This is a genomic window from Micromonospora sp. S4605, assembly GCF_003176715.1.
Lineage (GTDB): Bacteria > Actinomycetota > Actinomycetes > Mycobacteriales > Micromonosporaceae > Micromonospora > Micromonospora echinaurantiaca.
In genome coordinates this window covers 13,831-39,696 of record NZ_QGSW01000211.1, presented here as the reverse complement: position 1 = coordinate 39,696, position 25,866 = coordinate 13,831, and the positions used below count along the sequence as shown (strand labels likewise).

Here is a 25,866-nt window from a genome sequence, read left to right as displayed (position 1 = left end):
GATCGGACGCTAGCCGAGCGATTCTACCGTCTGGTTGCCGGGCGCGACCTTTGTCCACAGATCGGTGATCCGGCAGTCCAGGTCGGCGAGCAGGCGGCGTAGCAGCGGCAGGCTGAGCCCAACGACCGTGCCCGGGTCGCCCTCGATCCGCTCCACGAACGGCCCGCCCAGCCCGTCGATGGTGAACGCGCCGGCCACCGCGAGCGGCTCACCCGTGGCCACGTACGTGGCGATCTCGTCGTCGCTGACGTCGGCGAAGTGCACAGTGGTGGAGGCGACCGCCTCGGCGCGACGGCCCGCCACGATGTCGATCAGGCAGTGCCCGCTGTGCAGCACGCCGCTACGCCCGCGCATCCGCTCCCAGCGCCGGGTGGCGTCGGTCGAGTCGGCCGGCTTGCCGAGAACCTCGCCGTCGAAGGCGAGCACCGAGTCGCAGCCGAGCACCAGGGTCCGCTCGTCGTCGGTCGGCCGCAGCCGGGTGAGCACGGCCTGGGCCTTCAGGCGGGCCAGTTCCAGGCACAGCTCCTCGGCCCGGTCGGTGACGACGAGAGACTCGTCCACCCCGCTGACCAGCACGTCCGGCTCGATGCCGGCAGCCTGGAGACTCTTGCGACGGGCGGGGCTCGCCGAGGCGAGCACGAGGCGAAGTGGCGCGGCGTCTGACACGTCGCCGACGTTACCGGCCGCGTCGGCCCGGCGTGGGTCGGCCGGCGTTGCGCTCGCGGTCGAGCGTCTCCATCAGCGTCCCAGAGGTGGTCCCGGGGACCGGTTTCCGGCGTAGGGTCAGCGACTGATTCGGGGCGGCGGGTCGTCGCTCCGCCGGCGGTGGCGCGCGATCAGCGCCCACGCCGTACCCGCCGCGACCAGCACGCCGAGGGTCACCCACCCGCGCACGGTGGCCCCACGGTCGCCGTCGTCGCCCGGGTGGGCGGCCGCCGTCGTGCTCGGAGCTCCAGCGGCCGGCGCGCTCGCCGTCGCCGACCCGAAACCCAGCGGCGGTACGTCTGCCGTCAGCGCCGCCACCAGGTCGATCACCCCGTAGCCGTACTGGTCGTCGTGGCCCGGTGGGCCCTTGTCGACGGCGGTGGCCGTAAGCCGATGCGCCACCTCCGACGCGGGCAGGTACGGGTACTTCGACCGGATCAGCGCCGCCGCCCCAGCCACGATGGCCGTGGCGTCGGAGGTGCCAGTGCCCTTTCGGTACTTGCCGTCGATGCTGGTGCTGTAGATGTCTACGGCCGGAGCGACTACGTCGATCTCTGGACCTGTGACCGAAACCGCCGCCCGCTCGCCGTTCCGATCAATCCCGCCGACGGAAATAACACCTTGCTCCGAGGCTGGATAAGTGACGCCAAGGTCTCCCGGCAAGTTCCCAGCGGCCGCGACGACGACCACGTTAGCGCGTAGTGCAGCCGAAACCGCCTGCCTAAGTCGTGTCGCTGACAAACTGCCGGCTGAAATGCTGATTACATCAGCGCCATGTGCCACCGCATAGTTAATACTGGTTGCCAGTCCGTCGGTAGTTCCTTCTTTTTCGGGTGCCGAATAGAAGATCGGCAGGATTTTCGCCTTGGGCGCAACACCTAGTGCGCCAGTGGTCCCGCTGCGGCCATGAGCAGCGATTAGCCCTGCCATTCCGGTTCCATGGCCACTCTGATCACCTCGGCCGTCGTCGTGGCCGCCCGCAATGATGCTCGTTCCTGGGAGCAAGTTGCCCCGTAGGTCTGGATGCGGGTCCACGCCGGTATCTGGCACCGCAACTGTAACGCCCTCGCCTTGAGAAATTCGATGTGCCTGATCGATTTTCAAGTACCGCAGATGCCACTGGTCGCTGCGAATCCGGGCTGGTCCATCCGAGGGCGGGGCCGCGACCGATGGCTGGATTCTCTCTGTCAGGGCAAGCATGGGCGACGCCGAGAGGATCAGTAGCGCCGATGCGACGCGAATTGCGCATCGCCTCACCGATTGAAACCAATAGCCGGGCCGGGGTCAATCGGCCCATCCTCGTCCGGCGGACGGACTATGGGAGAGACACCTTGGTCGGTCTTCCAAGGGTCGTCCGGATCCCAGCCACCTGACTTCTCGTTGTCTGAGTCGCGCCTCGCTCGTCCCTGGAAGCCGTTGGCGCCATTCAATCCAACAAATCCCGGTGCGCCACCGATTGGGGAGATTCCATGACCCGCTACACTCCGCCCCCCGCCTGGACGAGAGCCTGCCCCACCAGAAGGTGCAGTTCCCGCGCCACCACCGCCGATCACCCCGCCGATTGGGTTGACCCGGCGAGGTTGGCTATTGCCTATCCCTGGTTGCCCAAGTCCTAGCCCGGGTGGCCCACCAATCAGACCGCCTGGAGGCAGCGATCGGGTCGCGGGCGAGGTATTGGGCGAAAGGCTGTTGGCTCGCCTACCCCCGGGCTCGCCGGGCTCACCAGGGGCAGACGGGCGGCCGCGACTCGTCACCGGCGGTGGCGTGGCTGGCAGCCCGATACTGGAAGGTGAGTTGAGTGGCGTGGACGAGGTTTGGGGATTTGCGGGACCACTGGAGGCGGGTGCCAGTCGGGCGGGGGCGCCACCAAGTACCGGCCCTACCCCCGGTGCGGTCGGAGCCGGCGCAGGCCGAGGCGTACTGGCTGGTCGTGTAATCGATGACATGTTGCTAGCCGAGGGCAGTGGTACCGCGACAATCGGCGGAATAGCGGGCGCGGCCCCACCGTAAACGTCGGCGCTCTGAGGGTCTTTACGCCCCGCCATCCCGGGGACAGGCGGAGGCTGGCGGAGCATTACTTGGGCGTGTTGGAGTTCGGTGCTGAGGCCGTACATGATGCCGCGCGCCTGGACGTTGAGCCGCTCCAGGTCGGCGTCCGTCACCGGCTGGTCCGGCACCCGACTGCCCATGGCCGCCTTCGGGTCGGCGGCGGTCGCCTCGTACGCCCGCTTCTGCTGGAGCTTGACCGCCCACTCCTCGTACACCTTCTCCAGCTCGGCCCGGCTGCTGCCGATGGCCTGGGTGGCGGCGGAGAGCGTCGTGTAGTTGGCGGTGGCGGCGTCGTGCGTGCGGCGTACCTTGTCGATCAGCTCGTCCAGCTCGCGCAGGTAGGCGCGGGCGGCCTCGTTGGTCTCCGGCGGCCACGCCTCGGCCAGACCGCGCCGGTATTCCTGGAGCCGGGCCAGGTGGGTCTGGGCCAGGTCGCAGACCTTGCGCCAGCCGGCGACCTGCTTCCAGTGGTTGGTGGTGTCGTGGTCCTGCAGGCAGGCCCACATGCTCGCCACGTCCATCAGGCGCCAGTCGGTGAGGCCGGAGGTACGGCCGCTGCCCCGTTCGATCACGGCAGCACCACCGGCCCGCTCTCCGGCCCGGTGGGGTCGCCCAGCACCGGCGGGGGAGCGGTCGGCGCGATCGGGCCGGGAGCGGCGAGCGCCCGTTCGACGTCGGCCACCCGGGCGGAGGAGAAGGCGTCGGAACCGGTGTACTGCTCGGCGACGGTCGCGGCGGCGGCGGCGAGGTGCCCGGTGACGCCGCCGAGGCCCCAGACCATGTCGGCGGTGGCCTGCTGGGTCTCGTGATGGGCGCGCAGGAAGTCGACCAGCTCGATGAAGGCGTCCGCCGGGTTGGGCACCTTCGCCGTCATGTCCTCGGCGATGTACGACAGGTGCGGTGCGTAGTTGCGCTCCACCTCGGCCTGGAGCCGGTCGGCGAACTCGCGCATCTTGCGGATGTCGGCCTCGATGCCGCCGTAGCCGCGGAGCCAGGACGCTGGGCGGTCCTCCTCAGGGATCATCGGCCCTCCCTACCTGTTACGGCGCCGTTTCCCTGAGTGAGGTTAATGGCTGCGCGACGACGGCGGCAGCCCCAAGGCCATGGACATCCGTCACCCGGCCTCCGGATCACCGCCACCGAGCTGCGGTGATCCGTACCTGGAAAAAGTCAGCGGGGCAGGCCGGAGGCGCGCCACGCGCCGGGGCCGGCGGCGACGGCCGCGCCGGCCGGTCGTGCGCTGCGCGCCCAGGCCGAGACGGCGGCCGGCGCGGGCGCGGCGGCCGGCCGGGACCGCACGGCGATCGCACCCACCAGGGCGGCCAGCTCCTCGGCGGTCGGTACGCCGCGGACGACCCGGAACAGCGGCTCTTCGGCAGACATGCCGTCAGCGTACGCGTCGAGAAGTTGACCTATGCCGCACAGTGGCGTGCCGCCGGTGTGACAGTCGGGGGCTCCGGGTACCGTCTCTGCGATGTCGAACCCGCTTCCCCAACTCGTCGCTGACCGATACCGGCTGATTTCGCCGCTCGGTCAGGGTGGCATGGGTCGGGTGTGGAAGGCGCGCGACGAGGTGCTGCACCGGGACGTGGCGATCAAGGAACTGGTCCCGCCGCCCAGCCTCACCGACGACGAGCGCCGCGAGATGCGGGAACGTTCGCTGCGGGAGGCGCGGGCCATCGCCCGGCTCAACCACATCAACGTCGTCCGCATCTTCGACGTGCTGCGCACCGACGGCGACCCGTGGATCGTCATGGAGTACGTGCCGTCGAAGTCCTTGCAGGACACTCTCGCCGAGGACGGCCCGGTGCCGCCCGCCCGCGCGGTGGAGATCGGGCTCGGCGTGCTCGGTGCGCTGAAGGCGGCGCACAAGGCCGGCGTGATGCACCGCGACGTCAAGCCGGGCAACGTGCTGCTCGGCAACGACGGCCGGGTGGTGTTGACCGATTTCGGTCTCGCCACCATCCCCGGTGACCCGAACGTCACCCGCACCGGCATGGTGCTCGGCTCGCCCGCGTACATCGCGCCGGAGCGGGCCCGCGACGGCACCGCCGGGCCGGAGGCCGACCTCTGGTCGCTGGGCGCCACCCTCTACGCGGCGGTGGAGGGCAAGTCGCCGTACGCCCGGCCGTCGGCGATCGCCACGCTGGCCGCGCTCGCCACCGAACCGCTGCCGCCGCCGAAGAACGCCGGGCCGCTCAAGCCGGTGCTCAACGGCCTGCTGCGCAAGGACCCGAACGACCGGATCACCGCCGAGGTCGCTGAGCGGCTGCTGCGCCGGGCCGGCGGCAAGCGGTCGCGGACCATCCCGCTGCTCGACGGCGTACGCCGGCCGGGGCCGAACGGTCCGCGCGAACCGCGCCCGCCGCTGGTGCCCGCGCCGCGACCGGCGGAGGAGCACCGGCCGGTCAGCCCGCCGGCGCCCCGGGCACCGCAGGCACCCGCCTCGACGGCCGCTGCGGGGGCGGCCGCGGAGGACGCCACCGCGAAGGTGCCGGCCGGGTCGGACGTCGCGCCCACCGCGAAGGTCGAGCCGCCGTCCAGCGTGGACGCCGGCCCCACCACGAAGGTCGACCCGCCGGCGTCGGCCGCCGGCGGCACGAAGGCCGAGCCGCGTAAGCCGGTGAACCCCACCTCCGTCATGCCCGCGCCGGTGAGCCCGCCGTCCGGGCGCGCGCCGGTGCTGCCGTCCGACGCTACGAAGCCGGACAACACCCGGCGCAACGTGCTGATCGGGGTGGTGGTCGCGCTGCTCCTGCTCGGCCTGGTCGTGGTGGTCCCGCTGCTCAACAGCGATGACGACAAGGACGGCGGCGGCACCCCGCAGGCCGGCTCGACCAGCACGCCGACCACCGCATCGACGAGCTCGGCGCCCGCCCCGCCCCCGCCGACCAGCGCCGCCCTCAGCCCGACGCCGTCGGCCTCGGCGTCCGGTCTGGTCCTGCCGCCCGGCTGGAAACTGCACAAGGACCCGGCCGGTTTCACGCTGCCGCTGCCTGAGGGCTGGGTACGCCGTAACGCCGGAACCAACACCGTCGTCTTCGACGAGCCCAACGGGGTACGTGAGCTGCTCGTCCAGTGGACCAGCACGCCGAAGTCGGACGCGAAGGCCGACTGGGAGCGGATCGAGCCGGACCGCAGGAAGATCGTCAACAACTACGAGTACATCAGCATCGTGCGCTGCGACTTCTGGAAGACCTGCGCGGACTGGGAGTGGCGGGAGACCCGCGACGGCACCAGGATCCGGGTCCGCAACCGCGGCTTCGTCACCGCCAAGAACCGTGGCTACGCCCTGCGCTGGGAGGTGGCCGACAAGGACTGGCAGGCCAACCTGCCCAACTTCGAGCTGATCGCGAAGGGCTTCGTGCCCGACCGCCAGGACTGAATCGGGCAACTTCCGTCCGGTGCCGCACCGAGCACGTCATCGTGAGGTGCATGGACGACGGGGAACGCGAGCGGGCGCTGCTCACCGCCCTGACCACCGAGCATTTCGTGCTGCAGACCTCACGCAGCGCGACCGTCACCGAGTCGGTGGGCCGGGCGACCGTCTTCCTGTCCATGCTCTCCGCCGCGCTGATCGGGCTCGGTTTCGTCGCCAGCAACGCCACGCTCGTCCGGCCGTACCTGGGTGCGGTGCTGCCGACGCTGCTGATCACCGGCTTGCTCACCTTCCTGCGGCTGGTGCAGAACATGGTGGAGAACGAGTTGGATCTGGCGCGGATCCAGCGCATCCGGGCGTACTACCACCGCCGGCTGGCCGGTGAGCACGACTTCTTCGCCGACGCGGTGCAGGAGGAGGGCATCATGCGGGCGACCTGGGCGGCGGTCGGTAACGCGCCGCGGAGGGCGCAGCTGTTGCTGACGACGGCGGCGATGGTGGGCGCGGTGAACGCGCTGCTGGTCGGGCTCGCGGCGACCCTGCTGGCCCGGCTCGCGGGGGTGTCGGCCGGGCTCGCGATCGGCGTCGGCACGGTGCTGGCTCTGCTGGCCTTCGTCGCCCAGTTCGGCTACCTCGATCGCCAGTCGATCTCCCAGCCCGGCTAGGGACTGCCAATTGGTTCGCATGGCCTCCCGTCTGCCGGGGTATCTCAACCGGCACGACGGAAGGAGGTACGACATGGGCTACCGACGCAAGGACACCCGCCCCCGGGTGGCACTGTGGATGCTGGTCGCGCTCGGCGACATCGTTCTCGTCCTGGTCAGCGTGGGGCTGCCGGTGCTGGTCGCGCTGCTCAGCGTCGTGACCGTCACCCTTGCCGGAGTGGCTGGCTGGCGGCTGTCGCGGCGCGGCGCCCTCGCCCGCGAGGAGTCCCCGGTCCCGGCGATGGCGAGGCGACGGGCCTGACCCCGGGCCGAGCGGCGTGGCGGCAGCCGGACCAGTTGTCCACCGTACGGTGACAGCCGATCCCGCTGCCGCCAACTGCCTCCCCGGGGCGGATCAGGTGTTGTTGGCCAGCGCGATCAGCCGGCTCCGGTCACCGTTCCAGTAGTTGCGGTCGACGTTGCCGGCGATGCCGGAGACGCTGCCGGTGCTGGTGTACTGCCAGAAGCTCCAGAACGGCGCGCCGGGCGGCAGGGTGCCGGGCGAGCTCGCCCACCGGGCGATCCACAGCGGGTGGTTGCCCCACGGGCCGCTCCAGCTGCCGGTGCAGGTGTTCCAGAAGCTGGTGGTGGTGTAGATGACCGCGTACCGGCCGGTGCGGGAGCGGTAGGTGTTCAGGAAGTCCTGCACCCAGTTGCGCATGCCAGTCGTGCTCAGGCCGTAGCAGTAGCCGCCGGAGTACGGGTTGGCCTCGAGGTCCAGCGCGGCGGGCAGGGTGCGGCTGTCGGCCGACCAGGCGCCGCCGTTGGAGGCCAGGTAGTTCGCCTGCACGGCGCCGGAGGAGATGTTGGGCCGGGCGAAGTGGTACGCGCCGCGGATGACGCCGGCGTTGTAGGCGGCCACGTAGTTGGTGTTGAACCGCGGGTCCTTGTAGCTGGTGCCCTCGGTGGCCTTGATGAACGCGAACTGGATGCCGGCGTTGCGGACGCTGGTCCAGTTGATGGCGCCCTGGTAGTGGGACACGTCGATGCCGGGGACGGTGGCGGCTTGTGCCGGGGTCGCGGTGGCCACGAGCCCCGCCGCCGCGGTGGCGAGGACGGTGAGGCCGGCGGCGAGCATTCTGCGCAGCGATGATCTGGTACGGGTCATGGATGCCTCCAAGGACGCCGATGGGATTGACGACTATCTTTGGAGGTAAGTGCCCTCGATCACAAGGGGACCTAAAGAAATCTACATCGATGGCTAACGTTCGATCGGAACCGGATCGTCGACGTCGACGGAGGGTTTCGGGAAGGCAACGTTTGGTGTCGCCGGTTGGAACGCGGGGGTGGGTGAGGGCCGCTTAGCGGAGTGCAGCCGGGTCGATCCGCCAACGGAACGGCTCGGTCAGGCTGAGTTGCTCGCCCGCCTTGGCGACCTGGTCCTCGACGTAGTGGGCGCCGTCCAGCCGGAACAGTCGCAACGAGTGGCTCTGACCGTCCTGCTCGACCAGCAGATACCAGGGGATCCGGGCGATCGCGTAGAGCTGCATCTTGACCAGCCGGTCGGCGGCGGCGTTCCCCGGCGAGACGATCTCGGCGACCAGGACGACCTCCCCGGCCTCCACCACGGTGCCCTCGTCGTCGGTGTCGGCGACCACCACGTCCGGAATGACGATCCGGTCGACCCCGAGTCGGACGTTGACCGCCTCGAACACCGCGAGGCCGCCGGCCGCGGCCTCGACGCTGTTGGCCAGCAGGCGCGACACCCGCTGGTGCCGCTTGCTCGGGGCAGGGCTCACGATCAGGCTCCCGTCGAGCAGCTCGATCCGGTTCGGGGTGTCGCCCATGGCGAGGTAGTCGGCCTCCGTCCAGAGCCCGACATGGTTTTCCAGGGGGGCCGCGCTCACCGGCGTTCACCTCCCGCTCCGATCGCCACCCGGTCAGTCTCACACGATACGAGCAATCGGGCGGCCGCCGACACGAGGACGGCCGGTAGGCTCGCGCCCCATGGTGTCGATCGACGGGTTGACCGGGCTCTGGGACCGCCTCTTCGGGGCGCAGCCGGATCCGCCGCCGCTGCTGGTGCTGCTCACCGCCGCCGTCGCCCTGGTGGTGGTCTCCACCCGGCTGCCCTGGCGGATCGCGCGCAACGCGGTCACCATCGCGCACGAGGGCGGCCACGCGCTGGCCGCCCTGCTCACCGGCCGCAGGTTGCGTGGCATCCGGCTGCACTCGGACACCTCCGGGCTGACCCTCTCGGCCGGCCGGCCGACCGGCCCCGGGATGATCCTCACGCTGCTCGCCGGCTACCTCGCCCCGCCGCTGGTCGGGCTGGCCGGCGCGTGGCTGCTCGGCGGCAACCGGACCACGCTGCTGCTCTGGGTCGCCGTGGCGCTGCTGCTCGCCATGCTGGTCATGATCCGCAATGTGTTCGGTGTGCTGTCGCTGCTGGTCACCGGCGGGATCGTGCTCGCCGTCTCCTGGTACGCCTCGCCGCAGGTGCAGGCCGCGTTCGCGTACACCGGGGTGTGGTTCCTGCTGCTCGGCGGCGTCCGGCCGGTGCTGGAGCTGCAACGGCTGCGCGGCCGGGGCCGGATGCCCGAGTCCGACGCCGACCAACTGGCCGGGATCACCCCGCTGCCGGCGTTCTTCTGGGTGACGGTGTTCGCGCTGGTCAACCTGGTCACCCTGGCCGTCGGCGCGGTCGTGCTGGCCGGCCCGATCCTCACCGACGCCGGCGTCACCCTGTGACCGCACGAACCCGGTGACCAGCGCGAAGAGCACAAACGAGGGGTCAGGAGGCGGGATGACGGAGCTGATCGAGCGGAACCGGGCGGCGTACGACCTGATCGCGGCGGACTTCGACGCGCGGAACCCCGAGGTGCCGGCGACCTACCGGGCGCTGGCCGACGACTTCCGCGCCCGGGTCGACGGGCCGGTGCTCGACCTGGGTTGCGGTCCGGGGCGGGACCTGGCGTTCCTGGCCGAGCTGGGGCTGACCGGCGTCGGGATGGACCTGTCGGCCGGGATGCTGGCCCGCGCCCGCGCCCGGGTGGCGGCGCCGCTGGTGCAGGGCGACCTGCTCCGGCTGCCGATCCGTTCGGCCACCCTGGGCGGGGTCTGGTGCTCGGCGTCGCTGCTGCACCTACCGAAGGCCGACGCGCCGGCCGCCTTGGCCGGTGTTCGCCGAGTGCTGCGACCGGGCGGCCCGCTGTTGCTCAGCCTCAAGGAGGGCGAGGGCGAGGGCTGGGAACGCTGGCCAGGCGAGGCGGTCGACCGCTACTTCGCCCGCTACCGCCTCCCCGAGGTCGAGGCGTTGCTCGCCGGCGCTGGCCTCGTTCCGCTGCGCCGGGAACGGGACACCTCGCCGGTCGGCGAGTCGTGGCTGGCAGTCCTGGCCGTCGCCGCCGGCTGAGCCGCGCCGGGTAGCAGGCAGAATGGGGCCGTGCGGTATGTGATCATCGGGGCGGGCGCGGTCGGCGGCACCATCGGCGTACGGCTGGCGGAGGCCGGCCACCACGTCACGCTGGTGGCCCGCGGCGCGCATCTGGACGCGATCCGGCAGCGCGGTCTGACCCTGCGCCAGCCCGAGCGCGAGCAGACCGCCCGGCTGCCCGCCGTGGACCGGCCGGGCGACCGCCCGCTGCCCGCGGACACCGTGCTGGTGCTGACCGTCAAGTCGCAGGACACCGCCGGCGCGCTGGCGGCCTGGGCGGACGCGCCGGTGGCCGGCGGCGGTACGGCGGGGGAGCGACTGCCCCTGTTCACAGCGCAGAACGGGGTGGCCAACGAACCGGCCGCGCTGCGGCTCTTCGCTGAGGTGCACCCGGTCTGTGTCTGGCTGCCCGCCACTCACCTGGAGCCGGGCGTGGTGGTGGCCAACGGCCACCCGCACCCGGGGATGCTCCACCTGGGTCGCTACCCCACCGGCTCGGACGCGGTCGACCGGGCTGTCGCCGCCGACCTGACCGGCGCCGGTTTCGTCGCCCCGGTCCGCGACGACGTGATGCGCTGGAAGTACGGCAAGCTGCTGGCCAACCTCGGCAACGGCCTGCAGGCGTTGCTCGGCCGGGACGTCCCGGACGACCTGGCCGGCCGGGTCCGCGCGGAGGCCGAGGCGGTGCTCGCCGCCGCCGGCATCGCGTACACCTCTCGGGCCGAGGAGGCGGCCGAGCGGGGTGACCTGGTGCAGCACCGGCCGGTCGGTGGGGCGGAACGGGCCGGCGGCTCCACCTGGCAGAGCCTCGCCCGCGGCGCCGGCTCGGCCGAGGCCGACCACCTCAACGGCGAGATCGTGCTGCTCGGCCGGCTGCACGGCGTACCGACGCCGGCCAACGCCGCCGTGCAGGTCGCGGTCCGCCGCGCGGTGCGGGAGCGGATCCCGGCCGGCGGGTTCCCGCTCGCCGAGCTGACGAAGATGATCGGCTGAGCCGGCAACCGATGGCACCGGGTCGCGCGTGTCCCCTGCGACCGCCACGGGGGAGGTAACCAGGTGTCGGACGTCGACGAGTTCGACGAGTTCTACCGCGGCAGCCGGCAACGGCTGCTCGGTTTCGTCTACGTGCTCACCGGCGACTTCGCCGAAGCGCAGGACGCGGTCCAGGAGGCGTACATCCGGGCCTGGCAGCGCTGGTCGACGGTGAGCCGGTACGACGAGCCGGAGGCGTGGGTGCGGGTGGTGGCGTCCCGGATCGCGGTGAGCCGGTGGCGCAGCCTGCGCAGCCGGGCGCGGGCCTACCTGCGGCATGGCGCCACCGAGAGCGTCCCCGGGCCGGACACCGACACCGTCGAGGTGGTCGCCGCGCTGCGCCGGCTGCCCGAGGAGCAGCGCACCGCCATCGCGCTCTACTACCTGCTCGGGATGCCGGTCGCCGAGGTGGCCCGGGAGACGGCCGCCCCGGTGGGCACGGTCAAGGCCCGACTCTCCCGGGGGCGGGCCGCGCTCGCCGGGCTGCTCGCCGTCGCTGACCTGGAGGAGGCCGCCGATGCGTGAGGACGTGACGGTCGTCGACCAGCTGAACCGCGCGCTGCGGGAGGTCCAGTGGCCGGAGCCGGCCGAGATCCGGGCCCGGGCCCGCCGGCGCAGCCGCCGCACGGCGGCCGGCGCGGCGACCGCCGTGCTCGTCCTGGTCACCGGTTTCGGGTACGTGGCGGCGGACCGGTCGACGCCGCCCGCGCCGCTGGTCGCCGCGACCCCCGGCCCACCGGCGTCGCCGGCGACCGCCGGGCTGACCGAGATCCCGCAGGAAGCCCTGCTCGACCCCCGGGACGTGCCGCTGAAGACCGGCACGCGACTCGGTGCGGCCGGCCTGCGGGAGCCGGTGCGGGTCGACCCGATGCTGGAGTCCTGCGGCCGCCAACGGGGCGTTGCGTCGACCGCGCCCACCTCCCGCTACTCGCGGTCGCAGACCCTGCTGCCGCCGGCGACCGGCCCGTCGGGCCAGCACCCGGTGCTCACCCAGGACGTCTACCGGGTCGAACCGGACCAGAGCCCGGCGGTCTTCGGCCTGGTGAAGCTGCTGCTGCACGCCTGCGCGGAATGGGAGTTCACCGGTTCCGCCGTGCTGAACGGCCGGGTGGTGTCGACCGTGAACCCGCACCGCTGGGAGACGCCGGTCAGCGGATTCGCCGGCGACGAGTCCGTGATGGTGCGGCACGTCCCGCTGGCGCCGCGCAGCCGCACCGGCGGGAAGCCGGTCGCCGCGACCCCGCCGGTCGAGGTCACCATGGTGGTGCGGGTCGGCGACCTGGTCACCGTGGTCGCCACCGGCCCGGACACCATCAAGGACACGGTGGACGACGCCCGACCCGGCGGCCTCAGCTACACCGACCTGGAGGCGCTGGGCAGGACCGCGGCGCGCCGGATGTGCGTGGCGGCCAACCCCGGCTGTTGACCGCCGGCCACGATCCGCGCGGCCTCCGGGCAACTCCGGAAGCCGCGCGGCGGGACGGTGCTCAGAGCGGGATGTTGCCGTGCTTCTTGGGCGGCAGGGTCTCCCGCTTGGTGCGCAGCACGCGCAGGGCGCGGACGATCTGGGCGCGGGTCTCGTGCGGCGGGATCACCGAGTCGACGTAGCCGCGCTCGGCCGCGATGTACGGGTTGGCCAAGGTGTCCTCGTACTCGGCGATCTTCTCGGCGCGCACCGCGGCCGGGTCCTCGGCGGCGGCCAGCTCCTGCCGGTAGAGGATGTTCACCGCGCCCTGCGCGCCCATCACCGCGATCTGGGCGGTCGGCCAGGCGAAGTTCAGGTCCGCCCCGAGGTGCTTGGAGCCCATCACGTCGTACGCCCCGCCGTACGCCTTGCGGGTGATGACGGTGACCTTCGGGACGGTGGCCTCGGCGTACGCGTAGATGAGCTTGGCGCCGCGGCGGATGATGCCGTCCCACTCCTGGCCGGTGCCGGGCAGGAAGCCGGGCACGTCCACGAAGGTCAGCACCGGGATGTTGAACGCGTCGCAGGTGCGCACGAAGCGGGCCGCCTTCTCGCTGGCGGCGATGTCCAGCGTGCCGGCGAAGTGCATCGGCTGGTTGGCCACCACCCCGACCGGCCGCCCCTCGACCCGGCCGTAGCCGATGACCAGGTTCTGCGCGTAGAGCGGCTGGACCTCCAGGAACTCGCCGTCGTCCAGGACGTGCTCGATCACCCGGTGCATGTCGTACGGCTGGTTCGCCGAGTCCGGGATCAGCGTGTCCAGCTCGCGGTCCTCGTCCGTGACGTCGAGGTCGGCGTCCACCGGGTAGACCACCGGCTCGTCCAGGTTGTTCGACGGCAGGTACGACAGCAGCGCCTTGACGTACTCGATCGCATCCTCCTCGTCGGTGGCGAGGTAGTGCGCGTTGCCGCTGCGGGTGTTGTGCGTCCGGGCGCCGCCCAGGTCCTCCATCGCCACGTCCTCGCCGGTGACCGTCTTGATGACGTCCGGGCCGGTGATGAACATGTGCGAGGTCTGGTCGACCATCACGGTGAAGTCGGTGACCGCCGGGGAGTAGACAGCGCCGCCCGCGCACGGGCCCATGATCAGGGAGATCTGCGGGATGACGCCGCTGGCCCGTACGTTGCGGAAGAAGATCTCGCCGTAGAGGCCGAGCGAGGCGACGCCCTCCTGGATCCGGGCGCCGCCGGAGTCGTTGATGCCGATGACCGGGCAGCCGATCTTCATGGCCAGGTCCATCACCTTGACGATCTTCTCGCCGAAGACCTCGCCGAGCGAGCCGCCGAAGACCGTGAAGTCCTGGGCGAAGACGCAGACCTGCCGGCCGTCGATGGTGCCGTAGCCGGTGATGACGCCGTCGCCGTACGGGCGGGTCCTGTCCAGCCCGAAGTTGGTGGACCGGTGCCGGGCCAGCTCGTCCAGCTCGACGAAGGAGCCCTCGTCGAGCAGCAGCTCGATCCGCTCCCGGGCGGTCTTCTTGCCCCGCGCGTGCTGCTTCTCCACCGCCCGCGCCGATCCGGCGTGCACCGCCTCGTCGACCCGGCGCTCCAGGTCCGCCAGCTTGCCCGCGGTGCTGTGGATGTTGATCCCGGTCTCGGTAGTCACCCAGGGAATATAACGATGGTTCAGGTCGTCGCCGCTGTGCAGTTCGCCTCAGCTTGGTCGGGGCGACCCGGCGAGCCCGCCAACGGCGGGCCGTAGGCTGGCGGAATGCCGGGCTCGCCGTACACCGATCTGGACCGCCCGCCGCTGTCGGCGGCGCGGCTGCGGCGGGCGCTGGTCGCCCCGTACGGGCCGTGGAACCGGCTGGAGCTGCGGGCCGAAACCGGCTCGACCAACGCCGACGCGGCCGAGGCGGCGCTGGCCGGTGAGCCGGAGGGCCTGGTCGTGGTCGCCGAGCGGCAGACCGCCGGGCGCGGCCGCCGGGGCCGGGTCTGGCAGTCGCCGCCCCGGGCCGGCATCGCGACCAGCGTGCTGCTGCGGCCCGGCGAGGCCGTCCCGGAGCGCCGCTGGCCGGCGGCGCCGTCCGCCGGGTACGGCTGGCTGCCGCTGCTGGCCGGCGTGGCGCTGGTCGAGGCGGTGGCTCGGCTGGCCGAGCTGGACGCCGGCCTGAAGTGGCCGAACGACCTGCTGGTCGGCGACGCGAAGTGCGCCGGGATCCTGGCCGAGGCGGTGCCGGCGGCCCGGCCCGGCGACCCGCCCGCGATCGTGCTCGGTGTCGGGCTGAACGTCACGCTGCGCGCCGACGAGCTGCCGGTGAACCCGACCGGGCTGCCCGCCACCTCGCTCCAGTTGGCGGGCGCGGCGGCGACCGACCGGGATCCGCTGCTGCGGGCCCTGTTGCGCGCGGTCGCCGACTGGTACGACCGCTGGCGCACGGCCGGCGGCGACGCGGTGGCCAGCGGGCTGCGCGACGCCTACCTGGCCGCCTGCGTCACGGTCGGCAAGGAGGTACGGGTGCTGCTGCCCGACGGAACCGACGTCGCCGGCCTGGCCACCGGCGTCGACCCGGACGGCCAACTCCTCGTCCAGACCCCCACCGGCGAGCGTCACCTGGCCGCCGGAGACGTCCTCCACCTTCGCTGACCCTCGCGGCGATCCAGCGGCAGGCGCCCCGGCGGAAAGGGGCGGAAGCCGGGCACGAGGGGCGGTAGGTGCAAGATCGCGCGAGTGGGCGGGTGCCGCCCGCGCGGCTGATGTCCGGGCGGGCGCTGACCGGTTACGGTCAGCGCGTCCGTTCCTGCGAGGAGGTTCCCGTGGCGTTCCCCGAAGACGTGCTCACCGAGGACGAGCACGTCGTGCTGCACCTGCACCCGCACTGGAAGGCCCTGATCCGGCCAGTGGCGGTGCTGGTGCTCGCCGTCGGCGCGGTGGTGGCCGGTCTGGTCCTGCTGCCGTCCGGCGGGGGTGGGTCGATCGCGCTCGCCGTGATCGGGGTGCTGGCCCTGGTGGCGGTGCTCTGGCTGGCGCTCTGGCCGTTCCTGGTCTGGCGCACCACGCACTACCTGTTCACCAACGAGCGGGTACTGCTCCAGCAGGGGGTGCTCTCCCGGGACCGGCGGGACATCCCGCTCACCCGGGTCAACGACCACGCGATGAGCCAGCGCTTCGTCGAGCGTCTGCTCGGCTGCGGCACGCTGACCATCGAATCGGCCGGCGAGCGTGGCCAGTCCGTGCTGCCCGACGTGCCCCGGGTCGGCCAGGTGCAGACCAAGCTCTACGAGCTGGTCGAGGCGCACCACGACAAGCACTCGCTCGGCGACTCGGAGATGCGCGAGATCCTCGCCGACCTGAACGAGGGCAAGCCGCTGCGCGATCCCACCGCCTGATCCACTCCGTCCCGCTCGCCCCGGGCGGGCGGGGTGCGGTCAGCGGCGCGGGGTGCGGCGGGAGGTGGCCTGAAGTTCGGCGGCGAGCTCGGCTTCGAGTTCGCGATCCAGGGCGCCGACGCCGGCGTCGAGCGGAACCGGGCGGCCCTGCACCGGGGCGCCCGGGCCGTGCGCCGGCTCGGCGGCCGGTCCGCGTCTCGCGCCGGACGGTGGCGGCTGGACCTCCTCCAACTCGGAGATCGACTCGGCCAGCTCGGCCACCGGGTCCAGCTCGGCGATGTTGTCCCACTCGTCGCGCGGAATGCTGTGCCAGGTCGGCTGGGCCTCGGCCGGCGCCGGCTGGAAGACGAACGTGCGGTACGACCAGAACCGGAACAGCGTGGCCAGCAGCACGCCGCCGGTCTTCGCCACGTTCAACGCGAGCAGGCCGGTCATGCCCAGGCCGTACTTGGCCAGTGCGAGCACACCCAACTCGATGAGCAGGCCGGTGGCATTGAACAGGAAGAACAGTGCGTATTCGCGCCGCAGGGCCGATTTGGGGCGATCCCGGTACGTCCAGTGCCGGTTCATCAGATACGAGGTGATCGTCGCCACCACGGTGGCGATGACCGTCGCCTTCAGTTGACCGTCGACAAAAACGGTGAGTGCCAGCGCATTGAACACCGCGTAATTGATGACTGTGTTGATGCCGCCGACGATGCCGAATTTGAGCGCCTCGTGGATGAACTTCTGCCAGCGCTCGGGCAGCAGACGGACAAGACGCATGCGGAACACCTTAGGCCAGTGGATGGGGCCGGCAGGGGCCGGCCGGACGAGGGTGGGCGGCAGGTCACGCCCCGGGTCGGTCGTGCGTCACTTCCGGAACGGTCGGAGTTCCCGCTTCCACGAAGACGAACCGTCGGTACGACCAGAACCGGAACAGCGTGCCGAGCCCGGTGCCGACGATGAAGCTGGCGATGTTGTCCGCCAGCGGGGTCTGGAACACCTCCGGCCAGATGCTGCCGAGCCCGTAACGGCTCACCGCGAGGCAGGCGACCGCGATACCCAGGCCCACCCCGTTGAAGAAGAAGAACAGTGCGTACTCGCGGGCCGGGTTGGCGCCGCGGCGGTGCCGCCACGTCCAGAACCGGTTGCCGAGGAAGGCGACGGTGGCCGCGATGACTGTCGAGATGGTCTTCCCGATGACCGGCTCGACGTCCCGCACGCCCGTCAGGTAGTTGAACAGCGCGAAGTCGATGAGGAACGCGATCCCGCCCACCGTGGCGAACTTGCTCAGCTCCCGGACGAGATGACCGAACCGGTCCAGCAGCGAGCGGACGAGACCCGGGCGCTTCCCCCGAGAGCTCGGCTCCTGCCGGGAGCTCGGCTCCCCGGTCATCGTCGCGGCCACGGAGCGAGCGTACCGGCTGTCGTCACCCGGCACGGGTAGCAACGGCGAGCCGCCGCGGCGGGTGCGATGTCGATGAACGGAGCGTAACCGTCCGGAGGGGAATCCGGCGCCGGTTCGCGGGTAACCATCGGTCGTGAGCCGGTCGTACCGAGACGCCCCGGCGGGTCTGGCGATCCGCCGTCGGTCGAGGGTGCACGACAGGATTTGCGTGAAACTGCGCGCGAAAGCGGGTATTAGCTCGTGATGCCGCAGCGTGGCCGTACCTTGTGCAGTTCTTCACAACCAGTACCACTGACTGGCGAGGTCCACCGGTTTACGCTGAGCCCAATCCCAGGTTTCCACGAAGGCGACGCATCGCGCCGCCGAGACTCGTGCATCCCATAGACCGGTCAGCGTCGACCACAAGGAGATGTGTCATGGTTGCTCCGGCTACCCTTCGGGGTATCGATCAGGCCCCGACGTCCCACCCCAAACTTCTCGCCTGGGTCCGTGAGGTCGCCGAATTGACCACCCCCGACCGGGTGGTCTGGGTGGACGGGTCCGACGAGGAATGGCGTCGGCTCACCGACGAACTGGTCGAGGCCGGCACCCTGATCCGGCTCAACCCCGAGAAGAAGCCCAACTCGTTCTACGCGCGCACCGACCCGACGGACGTCGCCCGGGTCGAGGAGCGCACCTTCATCTGCTCCGTCGACGAGGCGGACGCCGGCCCCACCAACAACTGGATGGCGCCGGCCGAGATGAAGCGGACGATGACGGAGCTCTACCGCGGGTCGATGCGCGGCCGCACGATGTACGTCATCCCGTTCTGCATGGGCCCGGTCGAGGCCGAGAGCCCCATGTTCGGCGTGGAGATCACCGACAGCCCGTACGTGGTCGCCTCGATGCGCATCATGACCCGGATGGGGTCGAAGATCCTCGAGGCGATGGGCGACGACGCCGACTTCGTCCACGCGCTGCACTCGATCGGCGCCCCGCTCGCTCCCGGCCAGCAGGACGTGGCCTGGCCGTGCAACGAGACGAAGTACATCTCGCACTTCCCGGAGACCCGGGAGATCTGGTCGTACGGCTCCGGCTACGGCGGCAACTCGCTGCTCGGCAAGAAGTGCTACTCGCTGCGGATCGCCAGCGTGATGGGACGCGACGAGGGCTGGCTCGCCGAGCACATGCTCATTCTCAAGATCACCTCGCCCGAGGGTCGGGTCTACCACATCGCCGGTGCCTTCCCGTCGGCCTGCGGCAAGACCAACCTCGCCATGCTGGAGCCGACCATTCCGGGCTGGAAGGTCGAGACGATCGGTGACGACATCGCCTGGATGCGGTTCGGCCCGGACGGCCGCCTCTACGCGATCAACCCCGAGTACGGCCTCTTCGGCGTCGCGCCCGGCACCGACTGGAAGACCAACGCCAACGCGATGCGTACGCTCGACCGCGGCAACTCCATCTTCACCAACGTGGCCCTGACCGACGACGGGGACATCTGGTGGGAGGGCATGGGCGAGCCGCCGGCGCACCTGATCGACTGGAAGGGCAACGACTGGACGCCGGAGAGCGACAGCCTCTCCTCGCACGCGAACAGCCGGTTCTGCACCCCGATCACGCAGTGCCCGATCCTCGCCGAGGACTACTACGACCCGAACGGCGTGCCGATCGACGCGATCCTCTTCGGTGGCCGTCGCCGGGACACCGTCCCGCTGGTGACCGAGGCGCGGGACTGGGTGCACGGCGTCTACATGGGCGCCACGCTCTCCTCGGAGACCACCGCCGCCGCCTCCGGCGCGGTCGGCGTGGTCCGGCGCGACCCGATGGCGATGCTGCCGTTCATCGGCTACCACGGCGGCGACTACTTCCGGCACTGGATCGAGATGGGCAAGGGCGCCGACGGCGACGAGTCCAAGCTGCCGAAGATCTACTACGTCAACTGGTTCCGCAAGGACCCGGAGGGCAACTTCCTCTGGCCCGGCTTCGGCGAGAACTCCCGGGTGCTCAAGTGGATCATCGAGCGGATCGAGGGTCGCGCCGAGGCGGTGGAGACCCCGATCGGCATGGTCCCGGCGCCGGACGCGCTCGACGTCGAGGGCCTGGACATGACCCCGGAGGACGTCCGGATCGCGCTCAAGGTCGACCCGGAGGAGTGGCGCAACGAGCTCCCGCTGGTCACCGAGTGGTTCGAGAAGTTCGGCGACAAGCTGCCCGGCGTGCTCTGGGCCGAGCTGGACGCGCTGCGCGCCCGGCTGGACGCGGAGCAGCCGCGCAAGTAGGTGTGACGGTTGCCCGTACCGGGCACCATCGGATTCCATGAGGACGGCCGCCGAGACCGAGGTCCGGCGGCCGTCCGCCGTCCGGGTGCTGACCGCGGCTGGTGATCGACCGTTCGGGCATCTCCAGGCGGGAGACCCCGCCGCGCCGCCCGCAGGTCAGCGGCTGGCTGCTGACCAGCCGCGTCGCCGCGTTCACCTACAGCCCGCTGATGCTGGTCCCGGCGCTGGTGGCCGCCGCCGCGATCCTGGACGGCCGGCTGGCCGCCGCCCCGGCGGTGCTGTTCTGGTTCGGCGCCGGCATCGCGACCAGCTACGCGGTGCTGCTCTGCACCGCCTTCCTGATGCGCGGCAAGCAATGGGCCCGCACCCTGCTGGTGGTGGTCACCCTCGTCGTGCTTGCCGTCGACCTGCCGCTGTGCTGGTGGCTGCTCGGCCTGGACGGCCTGGTCCGCGACGGCGGACCGCTGGTCGCGGCGGCCGGCCTGACCCTCTACGGCCTCCGGCGCGCCACCCGCGCCGAGCGCACCGCCCCGGCCTGAAGGCGGCGGGACGGGCGCCGGTCGGTCTCGGTCGGTGGCGGTGACCCGGTCGGTCTCGGTCGGTGGCGGTGACCCGGTCGGTCTCGGTCGGTGGCGGTGACCCGGTCGGTCTCGGTCGGTGGCGGTGACCCGTCGGTGGCGGTGACCCGGCGATGCGAGTGCGGTCGGTGCCCTTTCGAGCTGCCCCGTCCGTGAGACCAGTGGCTGGCGGCCGGTCCTCCCACTCGCGCTCAGCACCGCTGGTGCCCCCACAGACGGGGCAGCTCTGATGGTGCCCCCACACAGACGGGGCAGCTCTGATGGTGCCCCCACAGACGGGGCAGCTCTGAAGCGTCTGCGGGGTGGTGCGGCAGTGGAGTGCTCCGGCAGGTGGGTGGATTGCCTGCTCATGCGGGGACGGCCCGGTCGCCACGGATCGCCCCACGGACGGACCGTTTCGACCGCCTCGGCGCGAGCCTGTGCGGCCGTCGGTGGTGGAGGCCGGCTGCGGCCCGGCTGCGGCCCGGGTGGGGGTCCGGTGCGGTCGCGGGGTGGAAGGTCGGCTGCGGCCGGGTGAGGGCCGGGTGAGGGCCGGGTGAGGGCCGGGTGAGGGCCGGCGTGCCGATCAGCGAGAAGGAGCGACAGGGCCCGGTGCGGTGTCGGCGATCGTGAGCGTGCGCGGGGCAGGATGGCCGGTGGGAGCCGCCGGTGTGGGGGACGCCGGGCGACGTGATCGCAGCGCACAGGGCCCGGGCGTAGCGGAGCCGCGGGCCGGAGGGGAGGCGACGCGGTGAGCGACGAGTTCGACGTGGTGGTGGTCGGGGCCGGTCCGGCCGGGTCGGCCGCGGCGCTGGCGGCCCGCCGCGGCGGGGCCCGGGTGTTGCTGCTGGACCGGGCCGACTTCCCGCGGGACAAGGCGTGCGGGGACGGCATCGCCGCGCACGCGCTGGACGTGCTCGCCGACCTCGGGGTGCCCGACGCGGTCGCCGGCTATCCGCCGCTGCCCGCGCTGCGGCTGGTCGGCCCCGGTGGCGGCGCGGTGGCCCGGGCGCTGCCCCGGCCCGCTTACACGGTGCCCCGGGCGGTCTTCGACGCCCGGCTGGTGTCGGCGGCGGTGGCGGCCGGCGCGCGGCTGCGCCGGCACGCGGTGCGCCGGGTCGAGGTCCGTACCGACCGGGTGGTGCTCGACGGGGAAGTGGCCGCACGGGCCGTGGTCGGGGCCGATGGCGCCGGGTCGGTGGTGCGGCGGGCGCTGGGCCACCCGGTGAACCCCGACCGGCACCTGGCGCTGGCCATCCGGGGGTACGCTCCGGCTCTGCCCGGCCCGCCCGAGCAGCTCATCGTCACCTCGGCGCCGCGCTGGCCGGCGTACGCCTGGTCGTTCCCGATCGGCGACGGCCGGGCGAACGTCGGGTACGGGGAGGTGTTGCGCGGCGAGCCGCTGACCCGCGCCCACCTGCTCGACCGGCTCGGCGCGCTGCTGCCCGGGACGGACCCGGCCACGGTCAGCGACCTGCGCGCCCACCACCTGCCGCTGTCCACGCACCGCCCGCCGCCCGGCCGGGGCCGGGTGGTGCTCGCCGGGGACGCGCTCTCGCTGATCAACCCGTTCACCGGTGAGGGGATCTTCTACGCCCTGCTCTCCGGCGCGCTGGCCGGCGCGGCGGCGGCCAGCGCACCCGAGCAGGCCGCCCGCCGGTACGCCGCCGCGCTGCGCCGCCGCCTCGGCACCCACCTGCGGCACAGCTCGGTCGCGGCCTGGCTGGCCCGGCGGCGCCGGGTGGTCGACGCGGCGGTCCGCGCGGCCCGCCGCGACGACCGGACCTACCGCACCATCGTCGAGCTGGGGCTGGGCGACGGCCGGCTGGACGCGCGGACCCTGGGCATGATCGGCATCGGTCTCTCGGCGTGGGAACGGGCTCCGGGGCCGTGACCGGCCCGGCAGGTCGCTACGCTGCAAGGTGATGACGCTGCGGAACCTTATCTACTCGGTGTACGAGCGCCGGCTGACGGCGAAGCTCGCGGGCAAGCCGGTGCCCCGGCACGTCGGCGTGATGTGCGACGGCAACCGCCGGTGGGCCAAGGAAATGGGCTACGTCGACCCGAACGATGGGCATCGGGTCGGCGCCGCCAAGATCAAGCACGTGCTGGGCTGGTGTGACCAGGCCGGCATCGCGCACGTCACGCTCTATCTGCTCGCCACCGACAACCTGCGCCGGCCGGCCAGCGAGCTGGACCCGCTGCTGGAGATCATCGAGCGCCTGGTGGTCGAGCTGGCCGAGGAGGGCAACCCCTGGCGGCTGCGCATGGTCGGCGCGCTCGACGTGCTCCCGGCGCAGACCGCCGCCTCGCTCAAGGCGGCCGAGGAGCGCACCCGGGAGCGCAGCGGCGGGGCCGAGGTCAACATCGCGGTCGGCTACGGCGGCCGGCGGGAGATCACCGATGCGGTGCGCTCGCTGCTGCTGGAACACGCCGCAGCCGGCGGCACCATCGAGGAGTTGGCCGAGGTGCTGGACGTCGAGCACATCGCCGAGCACCTCTACACCCGCGGCCAGCCCGACCCCGACCTGGTCATCCGCACCAGCGGCGAGCAGCGCCTCTCCGACTTCATGCTCTGGCAGTCGGCGCACTCCGAGTTCTACTTCTGCGAACTCAACTGGCCCGACTTCCGGCACATCGACTTCCTCCGGGCGCTGCGCTCGTACGCCAACCGCCAACGCCGCTACGGCGCCTGACCGCCGGGCCCCCACCCCGCGGGGGTCGGCCACGGGCGTGGTCAGCGAAGGTGGTGGGCGGCCTGGCTGAGGAAGTCGCCCAGTGCGGCGGGGGAGTCGATGGTGAGATCGGCGGCGGAGGCGACCTCGTCCCCGGTCTCCGGGTTGGCGACGGCGACGCAGACGCCGTAGAACTCCGGATCGGCGGCGGCCCGGGCGCGCAGCGCGGCGAACGCCTTGATGTCGGAGACGTCGTCGCCGAAGTACCAGGCCGCCCCAGCGTCCCGGATCACCTCGCCGATCACCAGCCCCTTGTCCTGGTCGACCGGGGGCTTGAGCTCCAGCACCATCCGGCCGGCCTGCATCCGCAGCCCGAGCCGCTCGGCCTGGGCCCGGCCCCACTCCTCGACGGCGCCGGCGAGCTGGGGCGCGGTGCGGTAGTGCAGCGCCACGGAGAGCCGCTTGTACTCGACCAGGGCGCCGGGCGGCAGCTCGGCCCGGGCCAGCTCGGCCAGTTCCGCCATGGTCGGCACCCAGGGCAGCGCGGCCGGCTCGGTCACCGTCTCGCCGCCGGAGTGGCTGTGCTCCAGCCCGTAGAGGCCGTAGAGGTCCACGCCGGTGAGCCCGCCGAAGTGGTCACGGAGGAACTCGACCGGCCGGGCGGAGACGATCGCGATCCGCCGGACCGCCGGCGCCAGGGCCTCGATCGCCTCGAGCACCTTCGGCGCCGGCCGCACCGCGGTCGGGTCGTCGCCCACCGGGGCGAGGGTGCCGTCGAAGTCGAAGAAGAGCACGGTCTCGGCCGCCCGGGGCGCGGTCGTCCGCCACGCCTGGTCGACGTCCAACGGGGTCCTCGGCTGCTGGTTGCCCAGATTCAACGGCGGCACGCGCGACAGCGTACCCCGGGCCCGAGGGGTCATTCCTCGGCCGGAAAGGCGGCCTGACGCGGGGAAGGTCAGCCTTCGGCGGCTCCCCGTCCCCGGCGCCCGAACGGCACCACGGCCGCGTCCTGGCCGTGGCTGAGCAGGTAGCCCTCCACGAAGCCGGTGTTCCGGTCGCCGGTGTGGGCCTCGATCTCGTTGAGTCGCGCCACCAGGAACTCGGTGAGCGCGCTGACCCGGTCGTTCAGCCGGTCGTGCAGCTCGGCGACGACGGCCAGGACGACCGCGGTGCCGGCGGTGGTGAGCGCGAAGAGATTGACGAGCACGGGAAGCTGCCCGCCGTCGACCGCGAGGGTCACCGCGTTCCCGGTCGCGCACAGTGTCAGCGACACGGTGGCCACTACGACTGCCAACCATTTCAGGGTCATGGACAGACCCCTCCTTCTGTCCCGCAGGGCTGGGTTCGGCCTTGTCCCGTCCCCCCGCCGACGACGAGCCCAAGCAGTACGAATAGGGACGCTAGCGCGCCTGTTCCGGCCCCGGAGCGAAACGAATGAGTCTGACCTGCTGTTCTTTCGCCATCTGAGGAACTACCCGGCTTGTTTCCCTCGCTTTCGGACATCGACCGGCAGGGTCGGGCGGTATGCGAGGTAACGGATGGTCTCTCGAATGTGGAACTTCTCCGCGTCGGAGACGTTGGGGTCGACCAGCCGGCGCAGCAACGCCTCGACGTCCGGGTCCATCGGCGGAGGCGTCGGGGCGCTCCGGGGGCGGGCGGCCCGGTCCCAGCCGAGCGCGGCGAACGCGGTGGCCGGGTCGAGGCCGAGGCCCTCGCAGAAGGCGACCACGCGTTCCGCTTCCGGGTCGCTGGCCCAGTCGCCGCGTACCCAGCGGTTGATGGTCTGTCGGGAGACTCCGGTGCGCCGGGAGACCTCGGTGCCGCTCCAGGCCCGGGTGGCGCGCGCCTCGTCGAGCGCGCGGCGGACGAAGGTGGCGAAGGCGATCTTCCGTGCGTTGGCCGTCTCGGTCACCTCGTGACGGTACGGCCAGTTCGTCGCCAACGGGCGTCCCGGCACGCTCCTGTCACGCTGACGTGACGGGATCTTCGGATTCCCGGTTAACGATCCAGTGCGCTTTTCGAGGGGTGTCACCCGGGCAGAATAGATGACCGTAGGTGCGGGGGTAAACGCACGAAAAGCTGATACTGTCACGCTCATGAGACAACCTACGGTGTGTCACGTGCTTGAGACGATCAGTGCTCACATGCGTCACGCCCCCCGCGCGAGGGGGGTGTGGTGACCGAGCTCGCTACCCGTGCCCAGGCCTTCGCCCTGATCGCCGAAGGGGTGGCCGCGGGCCTCAGCGCGCCGTGGCGCCTCTACCTCGCCCGGGGCTGCCGGTTCCTCTCCCTCAGCGTCGGCGACCGGGGCGAGTGGAACGCGTGGCGCACCCACCTCGGCTGCCCGGAACTCAGCGTCCGGGTCTACGACGCCGGCGGCGAGATCCGCCGGTCGTCGGTGGCCGAGGTGGTCCTCGACGGCTGCCGGATCAGCGTCGAGCTGGTCGAGGAGGTCAGCACTGACGACCTGGACCGGCTCCTGGTGGCCGATCCCACGTCGGTCGAGCCGGAGGAGCGATGACCCGGTACGCGCGGCCGACCGGAGCCGCCCGATGAGTCCCTTCCTCGCGGTCTTCCTCGTCCTCCTGCTCGGCTCGACGAGCTACGCGGCCGGGCGGCTGCACGGTCAGCTCAGCTACCGGATCGGCTACCGGTTCGGCTACCGGCAGGGCTACTTCGACGGCGACCGGGGCGCCTGGAACCGCCGTCGCCGGGACGCCCAGGCGGCCATCGCCTCCGCGCTGTCCACCCCGCCGCCGACCACCCGGGTCAGCGCCACGGTGGTCCGTCCGGGCACCACGTACACCGGATCGTCGTTCTCGGCGCCGGCCGCCCCGGTCACCGGGCGGCACCCGACCGGCACCCTCGTCCGACGGACCGGCTGAGCCCGGTCGACGGGGCACCCGAGAGCCCCGCCGGCCGGACCCAGGGCACGGTGCGTCG

At 72.0% G+C, this 25,866-nt stretch carries 29 protein-coding genes and 1 pseudogene; 17 read left to right on the top strand and 13 right to left on the bottom strand.

The features are described from left to right. Nucleotides 1-9: 9 nt before the first annotated feature. Both DLJ47_RS17515 and mycP read right to left on the bottom strand, forming a co-directional pair. Nucleotides 10-666 carry a Maf family protein gene (locus DLJ47_RS17515; RefSeq protein WP_109901034.1) on the bottom strand — a complete coding sequence of 219 codons (657 nt, stop codon included), beginning with the start codon at nt 664-666 and terminating at the stop codon, nt 10-12. A 117-nt stretch (nt 667-783) separates the two neighbouring features. Then, nucleotides 784-1,923, bottom strand: a complete 1,140-nt coding sequence (gene mycP / locus DLJ47_RS17510) for a type VII secretion-associated serine protease mycosin (protein WP_446723574.1) — start codon at nt 1,921-1,923, stop codon at nt 784-786. A gap of 879 nt (nt 1,924-2,802) precedes the next feature. Between mycP and DLJ47_RS37760 the strand changes: the two genes are divergently transcribed. Continuing rightward, nucleotides 2,803-3,030 (top strand): hypothetical protein, encoded by a 228-nt coding sequence (locus tag DLJ47_RS37760; RefSeq protein WP_158289832.1) that lies wholly within the window; start codon nt 2,803-2,805, stop codon nt 3,028-3,030. Nucleotides 3,031-3,322: 292 nt separating this feature from the next. On the opposite strand, the gene DLJ47_RS17500 is transcribed toward DLJ47_RS37760, so the two are convergent. Continuing rightward, nucleotides 3,323-3,778 (bottom strand): hypothetical protein, encoded by a 456-nt coding sequence (locus DLJ47_RS17500; protein ID WP_109901031.1) that lies wholly within the window; start codon nt 3,776-3,778, stop codon nt 3,323-3,325. 146 nt (nt 3,779-3,924) lie between these two features. After that, nucleotides 3,925-4,137: an acyl-CoA carboxylase subunit epsilon gene (locus tag DLJ47_RS17495; RefSeq protein WP_109901030.1), complete on the bottom strand. Its 213-nt coding sequence runs from the start codon at nt 4,135-4,137 to the stop codon at nt 3,925-3,927. Between the two features lie 91 nt (nt 4,138-4,228). On the opposite strand from DLJ47_RS17495, the gene DLJ47_RS17490 reads away from it, so the two are divergent. From DLJ47_RS17490 to DLJ47_RS17480, 3 genes are all read left to right on the top strand, one after another. Beyond that, nucleotides 4,229-6,139 carry a serine/threonine-protein kinase gene (locus DLJ47_RS17490; protein WP_109901029.1) on the top strand — a complete coding sequence of 637 codons (1,911 nt, stop codon included), beginning with the start codon at nt 4,229-4,231 and terminating at the stop codon, nt 6,137-6,139. A 50-nt stretch (nt 6,140-6,189) separates the two neighbouring features. After that, nucleotides 6,190-6,798 (top strand): hypothetical protein, encoded by a 609-nt coding sequence (locus tag DLJ47_RS17485; RefSeq protein ID WP_109901028.1) that lies wholly within the window; start codon nt 6,190-6,192, stop codon nt 6,796-6,798. Between the two features lie 73 nt (nt 6,799-6,871). Further along, nucleotides 6,872-7,099, top strand: coding sequence for a hypothetical protein (locus tag DLJ47_RS17480; protein ID WP_109901027.1), 228 nt, complete (start codon nt 6,872-6,874; stop codon nt 7,097-7,099). A 93-nt stretch (nt 7,100-7,192) separates the two neighbouring features. Here the strand turns inward: DLJ47_RS17480 and DLJ47_RS17475 are convergent, their stop codons facing one another. Both DLJ47_RS17475 and DLJ47_RS17470 read right to left on the bottom strand, forming a co-directional pair. Continuing rightward, a complete protein-coding gene (locus tag DLJ47_RS17475; RefSeq protein ID WP_109901026.1) occupies nt 7,193-7,945 on the bottom strand; it encodes a lysozyme in 753 nt (250 codons plus the stop codon). 193 nt (nt 7,946-8,138) lie between these two features. Further along, on the bottom strand, nt 8,139-8,684 hold the full coding sequence (locus DLJ47_RS17470; protein WP_233257870.1) for a Uma2 family endonuclease: 546 nt from the start codon (nt 8,682-8,684) through the stop codon (nt 8,139-8,141). Nucleotides 8,685-8,784: 100 nt separating this feature from the next. On the opposite strand from DLJ47_RS17470, the gene DLJ47_RS17465 reads away from it, so the two are divergent. The 5 genes from DLJ47_RS17465 to DLJ47_RS17445 all read left to right on the top strand — a co-directional run bounded on the left by DLJ47_RS17465 (nt 8,785) and on the right by DLJ47_RS17445 (nt 12,671). Then, nucleotides 8,785-9,528, top strand: coding sequence for a M50 family metallopeptidase (locus tag DLJ47_RS17465; RefSeq protein WP_109901025.1), 744 nt, complete (start codon nt 8,785-8,787; stop codon nt 9,526-9,528). A 55-nt stretch (nt 9,529-9,583) separates the two neighbouring features. Beyond that, on the top strand, nt 9,584-10,192 hold the full coding sequence (locus tag DLJ47_RS17460) for a class I SAM-dependent methyltransferase (protein WP_109901024.1): 609 nt from the start codon (nt 9,584-9,586) through the stop codon (nt 10,190-10,192). Nucleotides 10,193-10,222: 30 nt separating this feature from the next. Continuing rightward, a complete protein-coding gene (locus DLJ47_RS17455; protein ID WP_109901023.1) occupies nt 10,223-11,206 on the top strand; it encodes a ketopantoate reductase family protein in 984 nt (327 codons plus the stop codon). A gap of 63 nt (nt 11,207-11,269) precedes the next feature. Next, a complete protein-coding gene (locus DLJ47_RS17450) occupies nt 11,270-11,770 on the top strand; it encodes a SigE family RNA polymerase sigma factor (protein WP_109901022.1) in 501 nt (166 codons plus the stop codon). After that, entirely contained in the window at nt 11,763-12,671 is a 909-nt protein-coding gene (locus tag DLJ47_RS17445) for a hypothetical protein (RefSeq protein WP_109901021.1), read from the top strand. Before DLJ47_RS17450 ends, DLJ47_RS17445 begins: the two co-directional genes overlap by 8 nt. Before the next feature lie 61 nt (nt 12,672-12,732). Here the strand turns inward: DLJ47_RS17445 and DLJ47_RS17440 are convergent, their stop codons facing one another. Further along, nucleotides 12,733-14,316 carry an acyl-CoA carboxylase subunit beta gene (locus DLJ47_RS17440; protein WP_109901020.1) on the bottom strand — a complete coding sequence of 528 codons (1,584 nt, stop codon included), beginning with the start codon at nt 14,314-14,316 and terminating at the stop codon, nt 12,733-12,735. Nucleotides 14,317-14,421: 105 nt separating this feature from the next. Between DLJ47_RS17440 and DLJ47_RS17435 the strand changes: the two genes are divergently transcribed. Continuing rightward, nucleotides 14,422-15,297 (top strand): biotin--[acetyl-CoA-carboxylase] ligase, encoded by an 876-nt coding sequence (locus DLJ47_RS17435; RefSeq protein ID WP_109901019.1) that lies wholly within the window; start codon nt 14,422-14,424, stop codon nt 15,295-15,297. A gap of 170 nt (nt 15,298-15,467) precedes the next feature. Then, nucleotides 15,468-16,040, top strand: coding sequence for a PH domain-containing protein (locus DLJ47_RS17430; RefSeq protein WP_109901064.1), 573 nt, complete (start codon nt 15,468-15,470; stop codon nt 16,038-16,040). Nucleotides 16,041-16,079: 39 nt separating this feature from the next. Here DLJ47_RS17430 and DLJ47_RS17425 read toward each other — a convergent pair whose 3' ends face one another. From DLJ47_RS17425 to DLJ47_RS37890, 3 genes and pseudogenes are all read right to left on the bottom strand, one after another. Continuing rightward, nucleotides 16,080-16,805 carry a GtrA family protein gene (locus tag DLJ47_RS17425; RefSeq protein WP_109901018.1) on the bottom strand — a complete coding sequence of 242 codons (726 nt, stop codon included), beginning with the start codon at nt 16,803-16,805 and terminating at the stop codon, nt 16,080-16,082. Nucleotides 16,806-16,869: 64 nt separating this feature from the next. Further along, nucleotides 16,870-17,463 (bottom strand): GtrA family protein, encoded by a 594-nt coding sequence (locus tag DLJ47_RS17420; RefSeq protein WP_109901017.1) that lies wholly within the window; start codon nt 17,461-17,463, stop codon nt 16,870-16,872. Nucleotides 17,464-17,613: 150 nt separating this feature from the next. After that, nucleotides 17,614-17,710 (bottom strand): annotated as a pseudogene (locus DLJ47_RS37890) (GtrA family protein); the annotation flags it as partial. A 136-nt stretch (nt 17,711-17,846) separates the two neighbouring features. Here DLJ47_RS37890 and DLJ47_RS17415 point away from each other — a divergent pair. From DLJ47_RS17415 to DLJ47_RS17400, 4 genes are all read left to right on the top strand, one after another. After that, nucleotides 17,847-19,691, top strand: a complete 1,845-nt coding sequence (locus DLJ47_RS17415; protein WP_109901016.1) for a phosphoenolpyruvate carboxykinase (GTP) — start codon at nt 17,847-17,849, stop codon at nt 19,689-19,691. A 101-nt stretch (nt 19,692-19,792) separates the two neighbouring features. Next, a complete protein-coding gene (locus DLJ47_RS17410) occupies nt 19,793-20,230 on the top strand; it encodes a hypothetical protein (RefSeq protein ID WP_233257869.1) in 438 nt (145 codons plus the stop codon). Nucleotides 20,231-20,999: 769 nt separating this feature from the next. Then, nucleotides 21,000-22,142: a geranylgeranyl reductase family protein gene (locus DLJ47_RS17405; RefSeq protein WP_109901015.1), complete on the top strand. Its 1,143-nt coding sequence runs from the start codon at nt 21,000-21,002 to the stop codon at nt 22,140-22,142. 31 nt (nt 22,143-22,173) lie between these two features. Further along, the gene (locus DLJ47_RS17400; protein WP_088996015.1) at nt 22,174-22,944 is read left to right on the top strand and encodes an isoprenyl transferase; all 771 of its coding nucleotides are present in this window, start codon (nt 22,174-22,176) and stop codon (nt 22,942-22,944) included. Nucleotides 22,945-22,985: 41 nt separating this feature from the next. Here the strand turns inward: DLJ47_RS17400 and otsB are convergent, their stop codons facing one another. The 3 genes from otsB to DLJ47_RS17385 all read right to left on the bottom strand — a co-directional run bounded on the left by otsB (nt 22,986) and on the right by DLJ47_RS17385 (nt 24,835). Beyond that, nucleotides 22,986-23,810 (bottom strand): trehalose-phosphatase, encoded by an 825-nt coding sequence (gene otsB, locus DLJ47_RS17395; RefSeq protein ID WP_109901014.1) that lies wholly within the window; start codon nt 23,808-23,810, stop codon nt 22,986-22,988. 68 nt (nt 23,811-23,878) lie between these two features. Continuing rightward, a complete protein-coding gene (locus DLJ47_RS17390) occupies nt 23,879-24,232 on the bottom strand; it encodes a hypothetical protein (protein WP_088996013.1) in 354 nt (117 codons plus the stop codon). A 162-nt stretch (nt 24,233-24,394) separates the two neighbouring features. Continuing rightward, entirely contained in the window at nt 24,395-24,835 is a 441-nt protein-coding gene (locus DLJ47_RS17385; protein ID WP_088996012.1) for an XRE family transcriptional regulator, read from the bottom strand. Nucleotides 24,836-25,099: 264 nt separating this feature from the next. Here DLJ47_RS17385 and DLJ47_RS17380 point away from each other — a divergent pair, with 264 nt between their 5' ends. Together DLJ47_RS17380 and DLJ47_RS17375 are read left to right on the top strand one after the other, a co-directional pair. Further along, complete coding sequence (locus tag DLJ47_RS17380; protein ID WP_109901063.1) at nt 25,100-25,444, top strand: hypothetical protein; 345 nt, start codon at nt 25,100-25,102, stop codon at nt 25,442-25,444. A gap of 31 nt (nt 25,445-25,475) precedes the next feature. Further along, nucleotides 25,476-25,808: a hypothetical protein gene (locus DLJ47_RS17375; protein ID WP_088996011.1), complete on the top strand. Its 333-nt coding sequence runs from the start codon at nt 25,476-25,478 to the stop codon at nt 25,806-25,808. Nucleotides 25,809-25,866: the final 58 nt, after the last annotated feature.